The sequence below is a fragment of the Streptomyces sp. NBC_01283 genome (genome assembly GCF_041435335.1).
Lineage (GTDB): Bacteria > Actinomycetota > Actinomycetes > Streptomycetales > Streptomycetaceae > Streptomyces.
In genome coordinates, this window is record NZ_CP108430.1 from 6,234,283 (window position 1) to 6,251,744 (window position 17,462).

13 protein-coding genes are annotated in these 17,462 nt (G+C 71.6%); 7 read left to right on the top strand and 6 right to left on the bottom strand.

The window, feature by feature from the left end; all coding sequences use genetic code 11:
• Positions 1-19: 19 nt before the first annotated feature.
• Both OG302_RS28180 and OG302_RS28185 read right to left on the bottom strand, forming a co-directional pair.
• On the bottom strand, positions 20-1,306 hold the full coding sequence (locus OG302_RS28180; protein ID WP_371529327.1) for an ATP-binding protein: 1,287 nt from the start codon (positions 1,304-1,306) through the stop codon (positions 20-22).
• The gene (locus OG302_RS28185; RefSeq protein WP_371529328.1) at positions 1,306-2,073 is read right to left on the bottom strand and encodes a hypothetical protein; all 768 of its coding nucleotides are present in this window, start codon (positions 2,071-2,073) and stop codon (positions 1,306-1,308) included. The genes OG302_RS28180 and OG302_RS28185 overlap by 1 nt, the downstream gene beginning before the upstream one ends.
• Positions 2,074-2,256: 183 nt before the next feature.
• On the opposite strand from OG302_RS28185, the gene OG302_RS28190 reads away from it, so the two are divergent.
• Together OG302_RS28190 and OG302_RS28195 are read left to right on the top strand one after the other, a co-directional pair.
• Positions 2,257-2,697 (top strand): gamma-glutamylcyclotransferase family protein, encoded by a 441-nt coding sequence (locus OG302_RS28190; RefSeq protein WP_371529329.1) that lies wholly within the window; start codon positions 2,257-2,259, stop codon positions 2,695-2,697.
• Positions 2,698-2,904: 207 nt separating this feature from the next.
• Positions 2,905-3,201, top strand: coding sequence for a DUF6355 family natural product biosynthesis protein (locus OG302_RS28195; protein ID WP_371529330.1), 297 nt, complete (start codon positions 2,905-2,907; stop codon positions 3,199-3,201).
• A 52-nt stretch (positions 3,202-3,253) separates the two neighbouring features.
• Here OG302_RS28195 and OG302_RS28200 read toward each other — a convergent pair whose 3' ends face one another.
• Positions 3,254-5,395 carry a molybdopterin oxidoreductase family protein gene (locus OG302_RS28200; protein ID WP_371529331.1) on the bottom strand — a complete coding sequence of 714 codons (2,142 nt, stop codon included), beginning with the start codon at positions 5,393-5,395 and terminating at the stop codon, positions 3,254-3,256.
• Positions 5,396-5,607: 212 nt separating this feature from the next.
• On the bottom strand, positions 5,608-6,363 hold the full coding sequence (locus OG302_RS28205) for a vancomycin high temperature exclusion protein (RefSeq protein WP_371529332.1): 756 nt from the start codon (positions 6,361-6,363) through the stop codon (positions 5,608-5,610).
• Positions 6,364-6,547: 184 nt separating this feature from the next.
• Here OG302_RS28205 and OG302_RS28210 point away from each other — a divergent pair, with 184 nt between their 5' ends.
• From OG302_RS28210 to OG302_RS28230, 5 genes are all read left to right on the top strand, one after another.
• A complete protein-coding gene (locus tag OG302_RS28210) occupies positions 6,548-7,474 on the top strand; it encodes a sirohydrochlorin chelatase (protein ID WP_371529333.1) in 927 nt (308 codons plus the stop codon).
• Between the two features lie 56 nt (positions 7,475-7,530).
• Entirely contained in the window at positions 7,531-8,868 is a 1,338-nt protein-coding gene (locus OG302_RS28215) for a deoxyguanosinetriphosphate triphosphohydrolase (RefSeq protein ID WP_371529334.1), read from the top strand.
• 144 nt (positions 8,869-9,012) lie between these two features.
• Complete coding sequence (locus tag OG302_RS28220; RefSeq protein WP_371529335.1) at positions 9,013-10,275, top strand: NAD(P)/FAD-dependent oxidoreductase; 1,263 nt, start codon at positions 9,013-9,015, stop codon at positions 10,273-10,275.
• Between the two features lie 43 nt (positions 10,276-10,318).
• Positions 10,319-12,226: a DNA primase gene (gene dnaG, locus OG302_RS28225; protein WP_371529336.1), complete on the top strand. Its 1,908-nt coding sequence runs from the start codon at positions 10,319-10,321 to the stop codon at positions 12,224-12,226.
• A gap of 118 nt (positions 12,227-12,344) precedes the next feature.
• Positions 12,345-13,670: an RNA polymerase sigma factor gene (locus OG302_RS28230; protein WP_371529337.1), complete on the top strand. Its 1,326-nt coding sequence runs from the start codon at positions 12,345-12,347 to the stop codon at positions 13,668-13,670.
• A gap of 22 nt (positions 13,671-13,692) precedes the next feature.
• Here the strand turns inward: OG302_RS28230 and OG302_RS28235 are convergent, their stop codons facing one another.
• Both OG302_RS28235 and OG302_RS28240 read right to left on the bottom strand, forming a co-directional pair.
• Positions 13,693-15,603 carry an ABC transporter ATP-binding protein gene (locus tag OG302_RS28235; protein ID WP_371529338.1) on the bottom strand — a complete coding sequence of 637 codons (1,911 nt, stop codon included), beginning with the start codon at positions 15,601-15,603 and terminating at the stop codon, positions 13,693-13,695.
• 14 nt (positions 15,604-15,617) lie between these two features.
• Positions 15,618-17,351 carry an ABC transporter ATP-binding protein gene (locus OG302_RS28240; RefSeq protein WP_371529339.1) on the bottom strand — a complete coding sequence of 578 codons (1,734 nt, stop codon included), beginning with the start codon at positions 17,349-17,351 and terminating at the stop codon, positions 15,618-15,620.
• Positions 17,352-17,462: the final 111 nt, after the last annotated feature.

Here is a 17,462-nt window from a genome sequence, read left to right on the forward strand (position 1 = left end):
GGCACGAACGGTTGCGCGACTAGGCCTGCGGCAGGTGTACTTCCGCCACCGCGCCGCCGCTCTCCGCGTTGCGCAGCTCCACGCGCGCGCCGATCACCTGCGCCTGGCCGAACGCGATCGTCAGGCCGAGGCCCGTGCCGTGGCCGCGCTCGGTGGTGCCGGTCTGGAAGCGCTGCGGGCCGTCCTTCAGGAGATGTTCGGGGAATCCGGGGCCGTGGTCGCTGACCGTGACCACCGGCCCGGCCACCCGTACGTCGACCGGGTCGGCCCCGTGCCTGCGGGCGTTGGCGACGAGGTTGGCGATGATCCGCTCCAGGCGGCGTGCGTCAGTGCGTACGAGCGCGTCGTCGTCCGGGCCGCCCGCCGCCACGAACCGGACCGGGCACCCCGACCGCTGCACGATCCCTTCGGCGAGCGAGCCCAGGGGATGCGCGTCCAGGTCGGGCCGCTCCACCTCCGCGTCCAGCCGGGCCACTTCGAGCAGATCCTCGGTGAGGGTGCGCAGGGCGAGCACCCGGTCGCGCACGAGTTCCGTGGGGCGGCTCTGCGGCAGCAGCTCGGCCGCGGTGTGCAGACCGGTCAGCGGGGTGCGCAGCTCGTGGGCGACGTCCGCGGTGAAGCGCTGCTCGGCCTCGATGCGCTGCTGCAGGGACGCCGCCATCGTGTCGACCGCGGTGGCCAGTTCGGCCACCTCGTCCTTGCCGGGCCGGCTGCCCGGCGGTCGCGGGTGGTCGATACGGGCGTCCAGCTCGCCCTCGCTGATGCGGCGCGCGGTGGCCGCCGCGGTCCGCAGCTCGCGGCTGAGACGGCTGGCCAGCGCGGCGCCGCCGAGCGCCGCGAGGATGACGACGACGGCGCCCGACGCCAACAGCTGCCGGTCGAACTCCGCCATCTCGGCGGCCTGTTCGGTCAGCGGCTCGCGAACGGAGAGCACGTGGTCGCCGACCGGGCGCGCCGCCCACACGGCGGGTTTGTCGGCGCTCATGTCGAGGTACGTGGTCCGCCGCCCGTCCAGGGCCGCCGACCGCAGCGACGCGGGCAGGTCGGGTGCGTCGAGGGCGGCGTCCATGCCCTCGTCGCCGGTGTCGACCTGCCCCGTCAGCTCGTACAGCTGGCGCACCCGCACCAACTGCGCGGTGGCCCCCGACCTGGCGCCCGCGGAGACCTGTTCGAGGCGGGCCTGGTGGACGAGGACCCCGATGGCGACGGCGACGACCGCGCAGCCGAGTGCGAGCAGCGCGGCGATCTTCCAGCGCAGGCCGAGGGAGTTGAGCGTGGCGCGGGCGCGCTCCACGAGGGTCCTCATCAGTGCCCGTCCCGGCCGAGGGAAGGCTCGGCGCCACGCGAAGACTCCATGCCGCCCGAGGGCCTGATGCGGCCCGGCAGTTCCGGAGCCGGCTTCGTCGGCTGGGAGCCGTCGGAATCCGGCGTCTTCTTGTAGCTCTTGTTGTCGCTCACCGTGGACATCCGTACGCCGTCCCAGTGGTAGCGCACGGCCTGCTGGCCGCCGTCCGTGCACGAGCTGCGCACCAGGACGTCCTGGCCGAGCGTCTCGATGTTCACGCGCTTCCCGGACGTGAAAAGGATCGGATAGACCCGGCCGTCGCGCTCCTTGTAGACGGCGAGAACGCTCCGGCCGCTCTCCGTGTCGGCGGCCACGAGCAGCTCGGGCCGCCCGTCGCCGGTCAGGTCCGTCAGCAGCGGCGGCCGGATCCCGGCCATTCCGGGGCGGTCGATCTCGCCGCGGTCGGCCAGCGGCTTCATCCGGGGATCGGCCCGCAGGACCTTGCGGAAGTCCTCCGTGCGGAGTCCGTCCTCGCCCAGCTTCGGCAGTCCCTCCAGGGCTTCCGGCGGCGGCTGGTGGGTGGCGGTGTCGGCGCCGGGCGCCTCGGACGACGTACCGGACCAGGCGGGCCAGAGCGGTTCGGGGCGCGGCTGCACGGACACGGACGGCGCGGGCTCACCGGGGCCGAGCCCGTCCACGCTGCCGCATCCGGCCAGCACGACGGCCGCCGTGGCGGTGAAGAGGGCGGCGCGGCGCAGGGCGCGGCGGCGGGGGCAGGAAAGGTTCATGGCCCTACCGACGGTAAGAAGCGTCCATCACGGAAAACGGGAGATTGTGTAACAGGAAGGGGTGAACGGGGTGGAAACGCGGAGATCGGGACCTTCGACCAGGGCCGGTGTCCCCTGCCGCCCCTGCCGCCCCTGCCGCCCCTGCCGCCCCACCGTGCGGTCGGTCCGGCGAGAATCGGGCGCATGATGACACCGGAGGGGGATCGGCTGCCGTTCTTCGTGTACGGGACGCTGCGGCCGGGGGAGCGCAACCATGACGTCCACCTGCGCGGCAGGGTCGAGGCGGAGTCGCCCGCCCGGCTCCCGGGGGCGGTCCTCTACGAAGGGCCCGGCTATCCCTACCTCCTGGAGGACCCCGAAGGCGGCCCGGTGCGCGGCGAGTTGATCACCGCGCTCCCGTCCGCGTACGACCGGCTCCTCGCCGATCTCGACGTACTGGAGGTGTACGCGCCGGGCGACCCCCGCAACCTGTACGAGCGCGTCGTGCGCGAGGTGACCCTCCTGGACGGGACGACTTCGCGGGCGTGGGTGTACGTGACGGCGGTGCGGGTGGCGGCGAGACTGCGGGCTTCGGGGGCGGTGATCGAGGGAGGGGACTGGGGTGCGTTCCGGTCGCGCCGCTGAGAGGCAATGGTGACGCGCGGGCCGGGTCTCGGCGCGAATCACGCAGCTCAAACGCCTGCGCACTCGATCCGGTGGACTCCGTCACCCGTGCGAGCGACCCCGTGAACCGCCATGATCGCGGAGGGTCGCGGTTGTGGCACTCTCCGTGTGCACCAGTCGGTGCGCGAGTCGGTGCGTGAGCACCACGTCCTCAGCAGGAGTTGCCCCATGAGCCTTCGCCGTTCGCTGCCGGTCCTCGTCGGCGCCGTAGCCCTCACCCTCGGCCTCCCCGTGGCGGCCGACGCGTCCGCTCACGCCCCGGCCGCCGTCATGAACCCCTGCGGGTTCTACGAGACCGGCAGCGACGCGTTCTACAACCACTGCACGGGCGACGGCTCGAACGTCGTCATCAAGGTGGAGGTGGCGATGGCCCCCGATTACGAGCGCTGTGTGGGCCCGGGCCGGAGCTGGCTGGGTTCGGCGAGCAAGATCCAGGGCGCGCACTACACCGGACGCACCTGCTGATTTCCGTACGGGCATGACAGCGGGCCGGGAGAGCATGCCTCCCGGCCCGCTGTCATGCCCGGCGCCGCCAGGGCCTCTCGGCCCGCTCCAGTCGCACCGCGCACACCTTGAACTCCGGCATCCGGGACACCGGGTCAAGTGCCGGATTCGTGAGGGAGTTGGCCCGTCCCTCGCCCGGCCAGTGGAACGGCATGAAGACGGTGTCGGAGCGGATCGTGCTCGTGATGCGCGCCGGGGCGACGGCCTTGCCGCGCCGTGAGACGACGGTCACCGGCTCGCCCTCCTCGACCTCCAGTCGCGCGGCGAGCCGCGGATGCAGCTCCACGAAGGGGCCGGGAGCGGCCGAGTTGAGCTCGTCGACACGGCGCGTCTGGGCCCCCGACTGATACTGCGCGAGGACCCGCCCGGTGGTCAGGAGCACGGGATACTCCGCGTCCGGCTCCTCGGCGGCGGCCCGATGCACCACCGGCACGAACCGGGCCCGCCCGTCCGCGGTGGCGAACCCCCCGAGAAAGAGCCGCGGGGTCCCGGGATGCACACCATCGGCCCCGCCTGCACCTCCGCTCTCACTCCCGTCCTCGTCCGCGGGGCAAGGCCAGAACACGCCCTCCCCGTTTCCCTCCTTCAGGCGCGCGTACGTGATCCCCGAGTAGTCCGCCGGGCCGCCCGCGCTCGCCCGGCGCAGTTCCTCGAAGACTTCCTCCGGGTCCGTGGGGAAGCCCTTCTCGTGGCCGAGATGGGCGGCGAGGCCGTGCAGTACGTCCAGGTCGCTTCGGACGCCGGCGGGGGCGCCTGTCGCCCGGCGGCGCAGGAGGACCCGGCCCTCCAGGTTCGTCACCGTTCCCGTCTCCTCGGCCCACTGCGTCACCGGAAGGACCACATCGGCCAGGTGCGCCGTCTCGGAGAGGACGACGTCCGCCACCGCCAGGAAGTCGAGGGACCGCAGCTTCTCCTCCACGTGCGCGGCACGCGGTGCCGAGACGACCGGATTGGAGCCCATCAGGAGCAGCGCCTTGATGTCCCCGCCGAGCGCGTCCAGCAGCTCGTACGCGGACCGGCCGGGGCCGGGGAGCGAGTCGGGGTCGACGCCCCACACCCCCGCCACGTGCGCCCGCGCCGCGGGGTCCGTCAGCTTGCGGTAGCCGGGCAACTGGTCGGCCTTCTGGCCGTGTTCGCGCCCGCCCTGCCCGTTGCCCTGCCCGGTCAGGCAGCCGTACCCGGCCAGCGGGCGGCCCGCGTTGCCCGTCGCGAGGCAGAGGTTGATCCACGCGCCCACCGTGTCCGTCCCCTTGGACTGCTGCTCGGGCCCGCGCGCGGTGAGCACCATCGCGGCCTCGGCGTCGCAGAACATCCGCACCGCGTCCCGGAGCTGCGGCACGGAGACGCCGCTGATCCGCTCCACGTGCTCCGGCCAGTGCGCCATCGCCGCCGCCCGCGCCTCCTCCCAGCCGCTGGTCCGCTCCTCGATGAACGCCTCGTCCGTCCGCCCCTCGGCCACCACCAGATGCAGCAGGCCGAGCGCGAGCGCCAGATCGGTGCCGGGACGCGGCGCCAGATGCAGGTCGGCCTGCTCGGCGGTGCGGGTCCTGCGCGGGTCAATGACGATCAGCTTGCCGCCGTTCGCCTTCAGCTCCGTCAGATACCGCAGCGCGGGCGGCATCGTCTCGGCGAGGTTCGAGCCGACGAGGATCACACAGCCGGTGCGCGGAATGTCCTCAAGAGGGAACGGCAGACCGCGGTCGAGCCCGAAGGCCCGCTGCCCCGCCGCTGCCGCCGACGACATGCAGAACCGGCCGTTGTAGTCGATCTGCGACGTGCCGAGCGCCACCCGTGCGAACTTCCCCAGGGCGTACGCCTTCTCGTTGGTCAGACCCCCGCCGCCGAACACCCCGCAGGCGTCCGCGCCATGCTCCGCACGCGTGCGGGAAAGGCCCTCGGCGACGCGGCCGATCGCCTCCTCCCAGGTGGCCGGTTCGAGCCGGCCCGTGGCGTGGGACCGGATGAGTGGCTCGGTCAGGCGCACCCGGGAGGAGAGCACAGCGGGCGCCGTGCGGCCCTTGCCGCACAGCGCGCCCCCGTTCACGGGGAACCCCGGACGCTCCACGACCTCCACCCCGCCGGGCCCTGTGGCCAGGCCCATCCCGCATTGCAGCGCGCAGTACGGACAGTGGGTCGGTGTCGCCGTGGTGTGCATGCGGTCCAGCGTCCGCCGGGCTTGTTACGCGCCCCGACGCGATCGCGTTACACACGCGGTAAGCCGACCTCAGCGAGCCCCGCCCCCCACTGTGAGCCCGGTCGTGCCCCGTCAGGGGCGCGGGGAACTGCGCGAGGACGGGCCACAACCCGCAGCCGGCGGACGAGCGGAAGAAGGCAGACGCACCCCCGCACCCCGCTCAAGGCCCAGGCTCAGCGAGGTGCGGCCAGCGCCCGGTCCACGCCCGGCTCCCGGGGCCCGAGGAACCGCGGATCCGGTTGAAACGCCGAGTCGAGCGCCGCCTTGCCCGCCGCGAACAGCTCCCTCGCGCCGCCGTAGTACCAGGTCGCGTCGTGCTTGGCGTCGACCCCGACGCCGTACGACGCGACGCCCGCCGCGCGGCAGAGCGCGACGGCCCTGCGTATGTGGAAGCCCTGGCTGATCAGCACCGCCCGGTCGACGCCGAACACCTTCTTGGCGCGCACGCAGGAGTCCCACGTGTCGAAGCCCGCGTAGTCGCTGACGATCCGCCGCCCCGGCACGCCGCGCTCGGTCAGATACGCGCGCATGGCGTCCGGCTCGTCGTAGTCCTCGCGGCTGTTGTCCCCGGTGACGAGGACGACCTCTATCCGCCCCGCCTCGTACAACTCCGCCGCCGCGTCGAGCCGGTGCGCGAGATACGGCGACGGCTCGCCCTCCCACAGCCCGGCCCCGAAGACCACCGCGACCCGCGTGCGCGGCACGTCGGCCGTGGTGTGCAGCCGGCCCTCCGCCGTCACGAAGAGCCACGTCGCGGGCAGCAGCGCCACCACGCACACCGCCATGAAGGCCTGCACGGCCCGCCGCTGTCCCCGCCGCGTGCGCGGCAGCCGCAGACGGCGCAGCCGGGCCACGCATCTGCCGGTCGGGCCCCGCACCCCTGACGGCCGGGCCGCCCCCGTCCGCCGCATCCACCCCGGCCGTTCCATCCCGTTCCCCCGTGCCCCAGGCCGGATCCCCCCGATCCGATCACTGTCCCCAACGGTAAGCGACCGCACCGACAACCCCGCGAAGCCGGACTGACAGCCCCGCCAAGCCGTCGGTGAGCCAGGCTGAAACGGCCCGTGACCGGCGCGCAACGCGACCGCAATACGGCGCGGCCATCCTCGGTCCATGACGCCGTCGAACCCTCTTCGCGATGAGTCCGGCAGCACCCCTCTCGAAAGTACGGCGCACCTCATGGACCGGATCAACAGCCAGCTCGTCAGCCAGCTCACCCTCGTCTCGCTCGACGGCAGGCGCCGCCCCGCACCGGTGCCCGACCTCGTCGTGGTCGCCCACGGCAGCCGTGACCCCCGCGCTCTCGCCACCGTCACGGCGCTCCTCGAACGGGTCCGCGAGCTGCGCCCCGGGCTCGGCGTGCGCCTCGGCCACATCGAGCTGAACGAGCCGCTGCTCGGCGACACCCTCGCCGAAGCCACCGGCTCCGCCGTCCTCGTGCCGCTGCTGCTGAGCCGCGGCTACCACGTCAAGCACGACATCCCCGAGGCCGCCGCCCACGCCCCGCACCTCGACACGCGGGTCGCGGCCCCGCTCGGCCCGCACCCCCTGCTCGTCGACGCACTGCACGACCGGCTCGTCGAGGCGGGCTGGCCGACGGGTGCCGGCCAGGCGGCGCGGCGCACCGGCGGGGTGGTCCTCGCCGCAGCGGGCTCCCGCGACCCGGACTCCGCCACGGACACCCGGCGTACGGCGGACCTCCTCGCCCAGCGGCTCGGCGTACCGGTGATCCCCGCGTACGCCACGCCGACCCCGGCGGCCCCGCTCAGCGTGTCCGCCGCGGTGCGCGCCCTCGCCGCCCGTGGCCGCCACCGCACCGCCGTGGCCTCGTACTTCACCGCACCCGGCCGCTTCGCCACGCAGTGCGCCGACGCCGCCCCCTGGATCGAGGCGGCCCCGCTCGGCGCCCACCAGGCGATGGCCCACCTCCTCCTGCACCGCTACGACCAGGCCCGCGCGACCGCGTCGGCGACCGCCCCGGCCGCCACCGCGACCTCACCCGCCCCACAGATTCCGCACCGTCAGCTGGCCTCCGCCTGACGGTCGCAGAGACCCCTGAAGCCCTCTTTGTCACTGCTTGCGTTTACTGTCGGTGCATGGAAGGCACTGCACCGAACACGCACGACGACGAGGCGTCCTTTGGCGCGTCCCAGGAAGCGGCCTATGACAAGGCCGCCGTCGAGCGATGGGCCACCGAGCCGGACAAACGGCCGGGGCGCACGGCCTTCCAGCGCGACCGCGCGCGCGTCCTGCACTCCGCCGCGCTGCGCCGGCTCGCGGGCAAGACCCAGGTGGTCACCCCGGGCACGCGCAGCAACGAGGCGTGGGACGCCAGCGCCCGCACCCGTCTGACGCACTCCCTGGAGTGCGCCCAGGTCGGCCGCGAGCTCGGCGCCGCCCTCGGCTGCGACCCCGACCTGGTGGAGACGGCCTGTCTCTCGCACGACATGGGCCACCCGCCGTTCGGGCACAACGGCGAGCAGGCGCTGAACGAAGTCGCCGAGAGCTGCGGCGGTTTCGAGGGCAACGCCCAGTCGCTGCGCCTCCTCACCCGCATCGAGCCGAAGCGCTTCGTCCGCAGCGAGGAGACGGACGAACTGGTCAGCGTGGGGCTCAACCTCACCCGTGCCGCCCTGGACGCCGCCACCAAGTACCCCTGGCCGCGCGGCGCCCACCCCACCGACCCGGATTCCCCCAAGTTCGGGGTCTACGAAGACGACAGGCCGGTCTTCGACTGGGTCCGCAAGGAGGCCCCGGGGCGCCGTACGTGCTTCGAGGCCCAGGTCATGGACTGGTCGGACGACGTGGCGTATTCGGTGCATGACATCGAGGACGGCCTGCACGCCGGGCACCTCGACCCGAACCTGCTGCACGCCGAGCCCGAGCGCCGGGACATCTTCGCCGTCGCCATCGGCCGGTACGTGCCCGCGGACACCGACCCCGAAGAGCTCTCCGAGGCCCTCGACCGCCTCCTGGACCAGGAGTGGTGGCCGCATGGGTACGACGGCTCGGCGATCGCCCAGGGCCGCCTGAAGGACGCCACAAGCCAGCTCATCGGCCACTTCTGCCTCGCCGCGGAGAGCGCCACCCGCGCGCGGTACGGCACGGGCCCCCTGACGCGGTACGCAGCCGAGCTCGTCGTCCCGCGCGAGGCCCGCCACGAGTGCGCGGTCCTCAAGGCCGTCGCCGACCGCTACGTGATGCAGCGCCCCGCCCAGGAGCGGCTCCGCGCCGACCAGCGGATCGTCGTCGCCGAACTGGCCGAGGCGCTCACGGCCCGCGCCCCCGAAGGACTCGACCCGCAGTTCCGCGCGCTGTACGACACGGCGCGCGACGACCGCGCGGCACTGCGCGTGGTCGTCGACCAGATCGCGTCCCTCACGGACGCCGCCGCGCGCTCCCTGCACGCGAGGCTCACGGCAAGACACTCTTGACACAGAGGACCGTGACATATGCGGAATGAACCAATCGACCACGGGGCGTGACGAAAACTGGCCGGATCGGGTCGCAACCCCTTCCCCCATCACGCTCCGTGCGGGACGCTCCCCCCTGACGGCAAGGCTTTGAGGAGGCATCAAGTGGTCGACGCGGATCAGACGTTCGTCATTGTCGGAGGAGGTCTCGCGGGCGCGAAAGCGGCCGAGACACTCCGGTCCGAGGGCTTCACCGGCCGGGTGATCCTCATCGGCGACGAACGCGACCACCCGTACGAGCGCCCACCCCTGTCGAAGGGGTATCTCCTGGGCAAGGAGGAGCGCGACAGCGTATTCGTCCACGAACCCTCCTGGTACGCGCAGTCGGACGTCGAGCTGCACCTGGGCCAGACCGTCGTCTCCATCGACCGCGAGGCCAAGGCCGTCCGCCTCGGCGACCGGGACGTCATCCACTACGACAAGCTGCTTCTGGCCACGGGCGCGGAGCCGCGCCGTCTCGACGTCCCCGGCACCGGCCTGGTGGGCGTGCACCACCTGCGCCGCCTCGCGCACGCCGACCGGCTGCGGCAGGTTCTGGCCAGTCTCGGCCGCGACAACGGCCACCTGGTGATCGCCGGAGCGGGCTGGATCGGCCTGGAGGTCGCCGCCGCCGCGCGGACGTACGGCGCGGAGGTCACCGTCGTCGAGCCGCAGGCCACCCCGCTGCACGCGGTCCTGGGCCCCGAGGTCGGCCAGATGTTCACCGACCTGCACGCCGAGCACGGCGTGCGCTTCCACTTCGGCGCCACCCTCACCGAGATCGCGGGGGAGGACGGCCTGGTCCTCGCCGCCCGCACGGACGACGGCGAGGAGCACCCGGCGCACGACGTCCTCGCCGCGATCGGCGCCGCCCCGCGCACCGCGCTTGCCGAGGCCGCCGGTCTGGAGATCGCCGACGGGGCGCACGGCGGCGGTGTCGTGGTCGACGCCTCCCTGCGGACCTCGGACCCGGACATCTTCGCGGCGGGCGACGTGGCCGCCGTCCAGCACCCGCTCTTCGACACGAGGCTGCGCGTGGAGCACTGGGCGAACGCCCTGAACGGCGGCCCGGCCGCGGCCCGCGCCATGCTCGGCCAGGACGTCACGTACGACCGCGTGCCCTACTTCTTCTCCGACCAGTACGACGTGGGCCTGGAGTACTCGGGCTGGGCGCCGCCGGGGACGTACGACCAGGTCGTGGTCCGAGGCGACGCCGGGAAGCGGGAGTTCGTCGCCTTCTGGCTCAGCGAGGGCCGGGTCCTCGCCGGCATGAACGTAAATGTGTGGGACGTCACGGACACCATCCAGAAGCTGATCCGCGCGGGGGCGAGGCCTCCGGCCGAGTCCCTCTCCGACCCGTCCGTCCCCCTGGAGTCACTGCTCGGGTGACGGGCCGGGCGGGAGTGTCACAGCAGGGCCGTAGTATTCCCACGTGGCAGGCAGGATCAATGACGAGGACGTGAAGGCGGTTCGGGACGCGGTCCCGATCGACGCCGTGGTCTCCGACTACCTCCAGCTGCGGAACGCGGGCGGCGGCAACCTCAAGGGTCTGTGCCCCTTCCACGACGAGAAGTCACCGTCCTTCCAGGTCAGCCCGAGCAAGGGTCTCTTCCACTGCTTCGGCTGCCAGGAAGGCGGCGACACGATCGCCTTCGTGATGAAGATCGACCACCTCACCTTCTCCGAGACGGTCGAGCGCCTCGCCGCCCAGGCGGGCATCACGCTGCGGTACGAAGAGGGCGGGTACAACCCCACGAGCCAGCGTGGCGAGCGCATCCGCCTCGTCGAGGCCCACAAGATCGCCGCGCAGTTCTACGTCGACCAGCTGGAGAGCCCCGAGGCGGAGATCGGCCGCAAGTTCCTGGCCGAGCGCGGCTTCGACCAGGCCGCCGCCGCGCACTTCGGCGTCGGCTACAGCCCGGCGGGCTGGGACCACCTCACCCGGTTCCTGCGCGGCAAGGGCTTCACCGACAAGGAGCTCATCCTCTCCGGGATCTCCCAGGAGGGCCGCCGCGGCCCCATCGACCGCTTCCGCGGCCGTCTGATGTGGCCGATCCGCGACATCAGCGGCGAGGTCGTCGGCTTCGGCGCGCGCAAGCTGCGCGACGACGACAACGGCCCCAAGTACCTCAACACCCCCGAGACGCCGATCTACAAGAAAGGCCAGGTGCTCTACGGCGTTGACCTGGCCAAGAAGGAGATCGCCAAGACCTCCCGCGCGGTCGTCGTCGAGGGGTACACGGACGTCATGGCCTGCCACCTCGCCGGTGTCACCACGGCCATCGCGACCTGCGGCACCGCCTTCGGCGGCGACCACATCAAGATCCTGCGCCGCCTCCTGATGGACAACGGCTCGGCGCGGGTGATCTTCACCTTCGACGGCGACGCGGCAGGCCAGAAGGCCGCCCTGCGCGCCTTCGAGGACGACCAGAAGTTCGCCGCCGAGACGTACATCGCCATCGCGCCCGACGGCATGGACCCCTGCGAGCTGCGCCTGGCCAAGGGGGACGGTGCGGTCGCCGACCTCGTCGAACCCCGCACGCCGCTCTTCGAGTTCGCGCTGCGCCAGATCGTCGGGCGGTACGACCTGGAGACCCCCGCGGGCCGCGCCGCCGCCCTGGACGAGTCGGCGCCGGTCGTGGCCCGCATCAAGAACAGCGGCGCGCAGCACGAGGTGGCCGTCCAGCTCGCCGGGATGCTCGGCATCCTGGACACCCAGTTCGTGGTCAAGCGCGTCGCCCAGCTCGCTCGCTGGGCCCGTGACCGGGGCGGCCGGGGCCCGGCCCCGCAGCAGCAGCGCCCGCAGCAGAACCAGCAGTACGGGCCCTCGGCGGCGTCGGCGCACTCCGGCCCCGCGCTCACCCTGCGCAGCCCCGCCCACCGCACCGAGCGCGAGCTGCTCAAGCTGGCCCTGCAGCGCCCGGAGCTGGTCTCCCCGGCCTTCGACGCGTACGGCGTGGACGAGTTCACCGCCCCTCCGTACGCGGCGGTGCGCCAGTGCATCGAGGAGGCGGGCGGAGCCGAGGCCGGCATCCCCGAGTCGCAGACCTACCTCGCCCGTGTCCTGGACGCCGCACCGGACGACACGGTCCGCGCCATGGTCACCGAGCTGGCCGTCGAGGCGATCCTGCGCAAGACGGTGGACGAGATGTATGCGGGTATCCAGCTCGTCCAGGTCCGGCTGCGCGCCGTCGACCGCCGCATCCGTGACGTCCAGGGCAGCCTGACCCGTCTGAGCGCGCAGGGTGACCCCGCGCAACTGACGGCCGTGCAGAACGAGTTGTGGGTCCTCCAGCAGTATGCGCAGGCGCTGCGCGAGCGCGGCGCGGACGCGCTCTGAGGTTCGTCTAGCGTCCGGCTGGTTACCCGTCGGGTAACCACGCGGTCACGCACCGGTCTCAAAAAGTCACCGCACGCCCCTCGTGGCGGCCGTGTGTCGTACCCCACACTGGGTTCCGGTGCCTGAGTCCTCGGAGCGCGGCCGGCCCGCAGACAGCGGATGCGGTTCCGGTGAACCCGCGATTCCACACATCGTGTTCGGGACGGACAGCGGCGAGGCCGTCGAAGCCGATCCCGCTGTACCGCTGCCGCACGCCTCAGCAGCGATCATCATGGAGGTCGCCCCCGTGCAGACCCAGACCCTCAGCCAAACCGAGACCGCCCTTGCCGCGGAAGCGGAAGGGGCGGTGGATACGGACGTCATAGCAGCCGTTCCGACGCAGAGTCACGCCGCGCGGCACCCGGAGGCAGGTACCGAAAGCCCTGAAGCGGAAGCCGCCCCCGAGCCTCCGGACGCCCCGGAGGCGCTCGAACCGGACAGCAGCGAGCTGCCCGTGCCGCCGCCCACCGCCCGTGGCCGCGCCGACACCGGCGGCCCGTCGTCCGACCTGTTCCGCCAGTACCTGCGCGAGATCGGCCGGATCTCCCTGCTCACGGCGGCGGAGGAAGTGGAACTCGCCCGCGGGGTCGAGGCCGGTCTGTTCGCCGAGGAGAAGCTGCGCCTCGCCACCGACCTCGACTCACAACTCGCGCTCGACCTCGACAAGCTCGTCGTCGTGGGCCGCATGGCCAAGCGCCGCCTCATCGAGGCCAACCTCCGCCTGGTCGTCTCCGTCGCCAAGCGGTACGTGGGGCGCGGGCTGACCATGCTCGACCTCGTCCAGGAGGGAAACCTGGGCCTGATCAGGGCGGTCGAGAAGTTCGACTACGCACGCGGCTACAAGTTCTCCACGTACGCCACCTGGTGGATCCGCCAGGCGATGTCGCGGGCCCTCGCCGACCAGGCCCGCACCATCCGCGTCCCCGTGCATGTCGTGGAGCTCATCAACCGCGTCGTCCGCGTCCAGCGCCGCATGCTCCAGGAGCGGGGGTACGAACCGACCCCCGAGGAGGTCGCCGCCCAGCTGGACCTGGCGCCCGAGCGGGTCAGCGAAGTCCTGCGCCTGGCACAGGAACCGGTGTCGCTGCACGCGCCCGTGGGCGAGGAGGACGATGTCGCACTCGGCGACCTCATCGAGGACGGCGACGCGACGAGCCCCGTCGAATCGGCGGCCTTCCTCCTCCTGCGCGAGCACCTGGAAGCGGTGCTCTCCACGCTCGGCGAGCGCGAACGCAAGGTGGTCCAGCTGCGCTACGGCCTCGCGGACGGCAGGCCCCGCACCCTGGAGGAGATCGGCCGGATCTTCGGCGTGACACGCGAACGCATCCGCCAGATCGAGTCCAAGACCCTCAACAAGCTGCGGGACCACGCCTTCGCGGACCAACTGCGCGGCTACCTCGACTAGTTCGCCAGTCGGTACAGCCCGCCTAGTCGACCTCGGCCACGGCCTGCGCGAACTGAGCGGCATACAGACGGGCATAGGCCCCGTCCGCGGCCAGCAGGGCGTCATGCGTGCCCTGTTCGACGATCGCGCCGTCCTCCATCACCAGGATGGTGTCCGCGTCACGGATCGTGGAGAGACGGTGCGCGATGACGAACGAGGTCCGCCCGTGGGCGAGCCGCGACATCGCCTTCTGGATGAGCACCTCGGTACGGGTGTCGACCGAGCTGGTCGCCTCGTCGAGGACCAGGATCACCGGGTCGGACAGGAACGCCCGCGCGATCGTGATCAGCTGCTTCTCGCCCGCGCTCACCCCCGTGCCCTCGTCGTCGATCACCGTGTCGTAGCCGTCGGGCAGCGTGCGGCAGAAGCGGTCGGCGTGGGCCGCCCGCGCCGCCTCCTCGATCTCCTCACGGGTGACGTCCTTGGCCGCACCGTACGCGATGTTCTCCGCGATGGTGCCGCCGAACAGCCAGGTGTCCTGGAGCACCATGCCGATGCCTGCCCGCAGTTCGTCGCGCGACATCTTCGCGATGTCGACCCCGTCGAGCGTGATGCGCCCGCCGGTGACCTCGTAGAACCGCATCAGCAGATTGACCAGCGTGGTCTTGCCCGCGCCAGTCGGTCCGACGATCGCCACCGTGTGGCCCGGCTCGACCTTCAGGGACAGGTCCTCGATGAGCGGCTTGTCCTCCTCGTAGCGGAAGGACACCTTCTCCATCTCGACCCGGCCGCGCAGCTGGTCGGGACGCATCCCCGGCACCGGGTCGGCCTCCTGCTCGTCCGCGTCGAGCAGCTCGAAGACCCGCTCGGCGGACGCGACACCGGACTGCACCAGGTTCGCCATCGACGCGACCTGCGTGAGCGGCATCGAGAACTGCCGCGAGTACTGGATGAAGGCCTGCACGTCACCGATCGACAGCGCGCCGGACGCGACCCGCAGGCCACCGACGACGGCCACGAGGACGTAGTTGATGTTCGACATGAAGAACATCAGCGGCTGCATGGCCCCGCTGTTGAACTGCGCCTTGAACCCGGCCTCGTACAGCGCGTCGTTCTGCTCGGCGAAGGCCTTCGCCGACTCGTCCTGGCGCCCGAAGACCTTCACCAGGGTGTGCCCGGTGTACATCTCCTCGATGTGCGCGTTGAGCTTGCCGGTGGTCTTCCACTGCTGCACGAACTGCGGCTGCGACCGCTTGCCGACCTTCGTCGCGACGAAGAACGACAGCGGCACGGTGATCAGTGCCACCAGGGCCAGCAGTGGCGAGACGTAGAACATCATCACCAGTACGCCGACGATGGTCAGCAGCGAGTTCACCAGCTGGCCCATGGTCTGCTGCAGGGTCTGGCCGATGTTGTCGAGGTCGTTCGTCGCCCGGCTGAGCACCTCGCCGCGCTGCCGCTTGTCGAAGTACGCGAGCGGCAGCCGCGACAGCTTCGCCTGGACGTCGCCGCGCATCCGGAAGACGGTCTTGTTGATGGCACGGTTCGAGAGCCGCGTCGCCACCATCATCAGCAGGCCGGCGATCAGGAACGTGCAGAGCGCGAGGAGCAGCACCTCGCCCATGGCGCCGAAGTCGATGCCCTTGCCGGGCGTGAAGTCGACCCCGGAGAGCATGTCGGCCATGCCGCCGTCGCCCTTGTCGCGCAGGCTCTCGATGGCCTGGTCCTTGGTGATGCCGTCCGGCATGTCACGGCCGACGATGCCCGCGAAGAGCAGGTCGGTCGCCTTGCCGAGGATCTTCGGGCCGAGCACGCTGAGCCCCACGCTGAGCACTCCGGCGCCGAGCATCCCGTACATCGTGGCGCGTTCCGGCTTGAACTGCGTGAGGAGCCGTTTGCCGGAGCCCTTGAAGTCCATGGACTTGGAGTCCGGGCCCATCATGGGTCCACCCATGCCACCAGGGGGCATTACGCGGCCTCCGCTTCCGTCAGCTGGGAGAGCACGATCTCCCGGTAGGTCTCATTGCTCTCCATCAGCTCGTGATGGCGTCCCGTCCCCACGACCCGGCCCTCGTCGAGGACGACGATGCGGTCGGCGTCCCTGATGGTCGACACGCGCTGGGCGACGATCACGACGGTCGCCTCGGCGGTCTCGCGGCCCAGCGCGGCGCGCAGGGCCGCGTCGGTCGCGTAGTCGAGGGCCGAGAAGGAGTCGTCGAAGAGATAGATCTCGGGGCGCTGCACCAGGGTCCTGGCGATCGCGAGGCGCTGGCGCTGACCGCCGGAGACGTTCGTGCCGCCCTGCGAGACGGGCGCGTTCAGGCCCTCCTCCAGGCTTTCCACGAAGCCCTTGGCCTGGGCCACCTGAAGGGCGTGCCAGAGCTCCTCGTCCGTCGCGTCCGGGTTTCCGTAGCGCAGGTTGGTGGCGACCGTGCCGGCGAAGAGGTACGGCTTCTGCGGCACCAGGCCCACCGTCCTGGCGAGCAGCGCGGGCTCGATGGTGTGCACGGGCACACCGTCCACCAGGACCTCGCCCTCGGTGCTGTCGATGAGCCGCGGCACGAGGCTGAGCAGCGTCGACTTGCCGCTGCCGGTCGAGCCGATCACGGCGGTCGTCTCACCGGGCCGTGCGACCAGGCCGACGGCCTTCAGGACGGGCTCCTCGGCGCCGGGGTAGCGGAAGCCCGCGTCGCGGATCTCCAGGTGGCCGTGGCGCAGCAGCTTCCGTACGGGGGAGGCCGGGGGCACCACGCTGCTCTCGGTGTCCAGGACCTCCTCGATGCGCTCGGCGCAGACCTCGGCGCGCGGCACCATCATGAACATGAAGGTGGCCATCATCACGGACATCACGATCTGCATCAGATACGCGAGGAACGCGGTGAGCGCCCCGATCTGCATGCCACCGCTGTCGATGCGGTGCGCGCCGAACCACACCACGGCGATCGACGAGACGTTCACGACGGTCATGACGATCGGGAACATCAGGGCGAGCAGCTTGCCGGTGCCGAGCGACACCTCGGTCAGCTCGGCGTTGGCCCGCCGGAAGCGGTCCTGCTCGTACTCGTCGCGGACGAAGGCGCGGATGACGCGGTTGCCGGTGATCTGCTCGCGCAGCACGCGGTTCACGGTGTCCAGGCGCACCTGCATGGTGCGGAAGAGCGGGCGGAGCCGCTTCACGATGAGGCTCACGCAGATCGCGAGGACGGGCACGACCGCGACCAGGACACCCGAGAGCGGTACGTCGAGGCCGAGGGCCATGATGATGCCGCCGACGCACATGATCGGCGCCGACACCATCAGCGTGAACGTCATCAGGACCAGCATCTGCACCTGCTGGACGTCGTTCGTGGTCCGGGTGATCAGCGACGGCGCGCCGAACTGCCCCAACTCCCGTGCGGAGAAAGACTGCACGCGGTCGAAGACGGCGGCCCGGACGTCGCGGCCGAGCGCGGACGCGGTGCGGGCGCCGTAGTAGACGGCGCCGACGTTGCAGACCACCTGGGCGACGGTGACGGCGATCATGATGCCGCCGAACGACAGGATGTAGCCCGTGTCGCCCTTCACGACACCCTCGTCGATGATGTCGGCGTTGAGCGTGGGCAGATAGAGCGAGGCGCAGGTCTGCAGGAACTGCAGCAGCACCAGCAGGGCGATGGGCTTCTTGTACGGACCCAGATGGGCCCGTAGGAGTCGTATGAGCACGGGGTCTCTCGAGAGGCGTGGACGGGGTTTCTGGCGTGGGCGCCCTCCATACTCGGGTACCGCACCCGGGCATGCGCAACCGATTAAGCCATGACCGGGTAAAAATGTTGC

Coding starts and splice junctions, on each gene's coding strand:
- OG302_RS28185 (WP_371529328.1), bottom strand. CDS start 2,073: ATGAACCTTTCCTGCCCCCGCCGCCGCGCCCTGCGCCGCGCCGCCCTC.
- OG302_RS28210 (WP_371529333.1), top strand. CDS start 6,548: ATGACGCCGTCGAACCCTCTTCGCGATGAGTCCGGCAGCACCCCTCTC.
- OG302_RS28215 (WP_371529334.1), top strand. CDS start 7,531: ATGGAAGGCACTGCACCGAACACGCACGACGACGAGGCGTCCTTTGGC.
- OG302_RS28235 (WP_371529338.1), bottom strand. CDS start 15,603: ATGGGTGGACCCATGATGGGCCCGGACTCCAAGTCCATGGACTTCAAG.
- OG302_RS28205 (WP_371529332.1), bottom strand. CDS start 6,363: ATGGAACGGCCGGGGTGGATGCGGCGGACGGGGGCGGCCCGGCCGTCA.
- OG302_RS28195 (WP_371529330.1), top strand. CDS start 2,905: ATGAGCCTTCGCCGTTCGCTGCCGGTCCTCGTCGGCGCCGTAGCCCTC.
- OG302_RS28190 (WP_371529329.1), top strand. CDS start 2,257: ATGATGACACCGGAGGGGGATCGGCTGCCGTTCTTCGTGTACGGGACG.
- OG302_RS28200 (WP_371529331.1), bottom strand. CDS start 5,395: ATGCACACCACGGCGACACCGACCCACTGTCCGTACTGCGCGCTGCAA.
- OG302_RS28180 (WP_371529327.1), bottom strand. CDS start 1,306: ATGAGGACCCTCGTGGAGCGCGCCCGCGCCACGCTCAACTCCCTCGGC.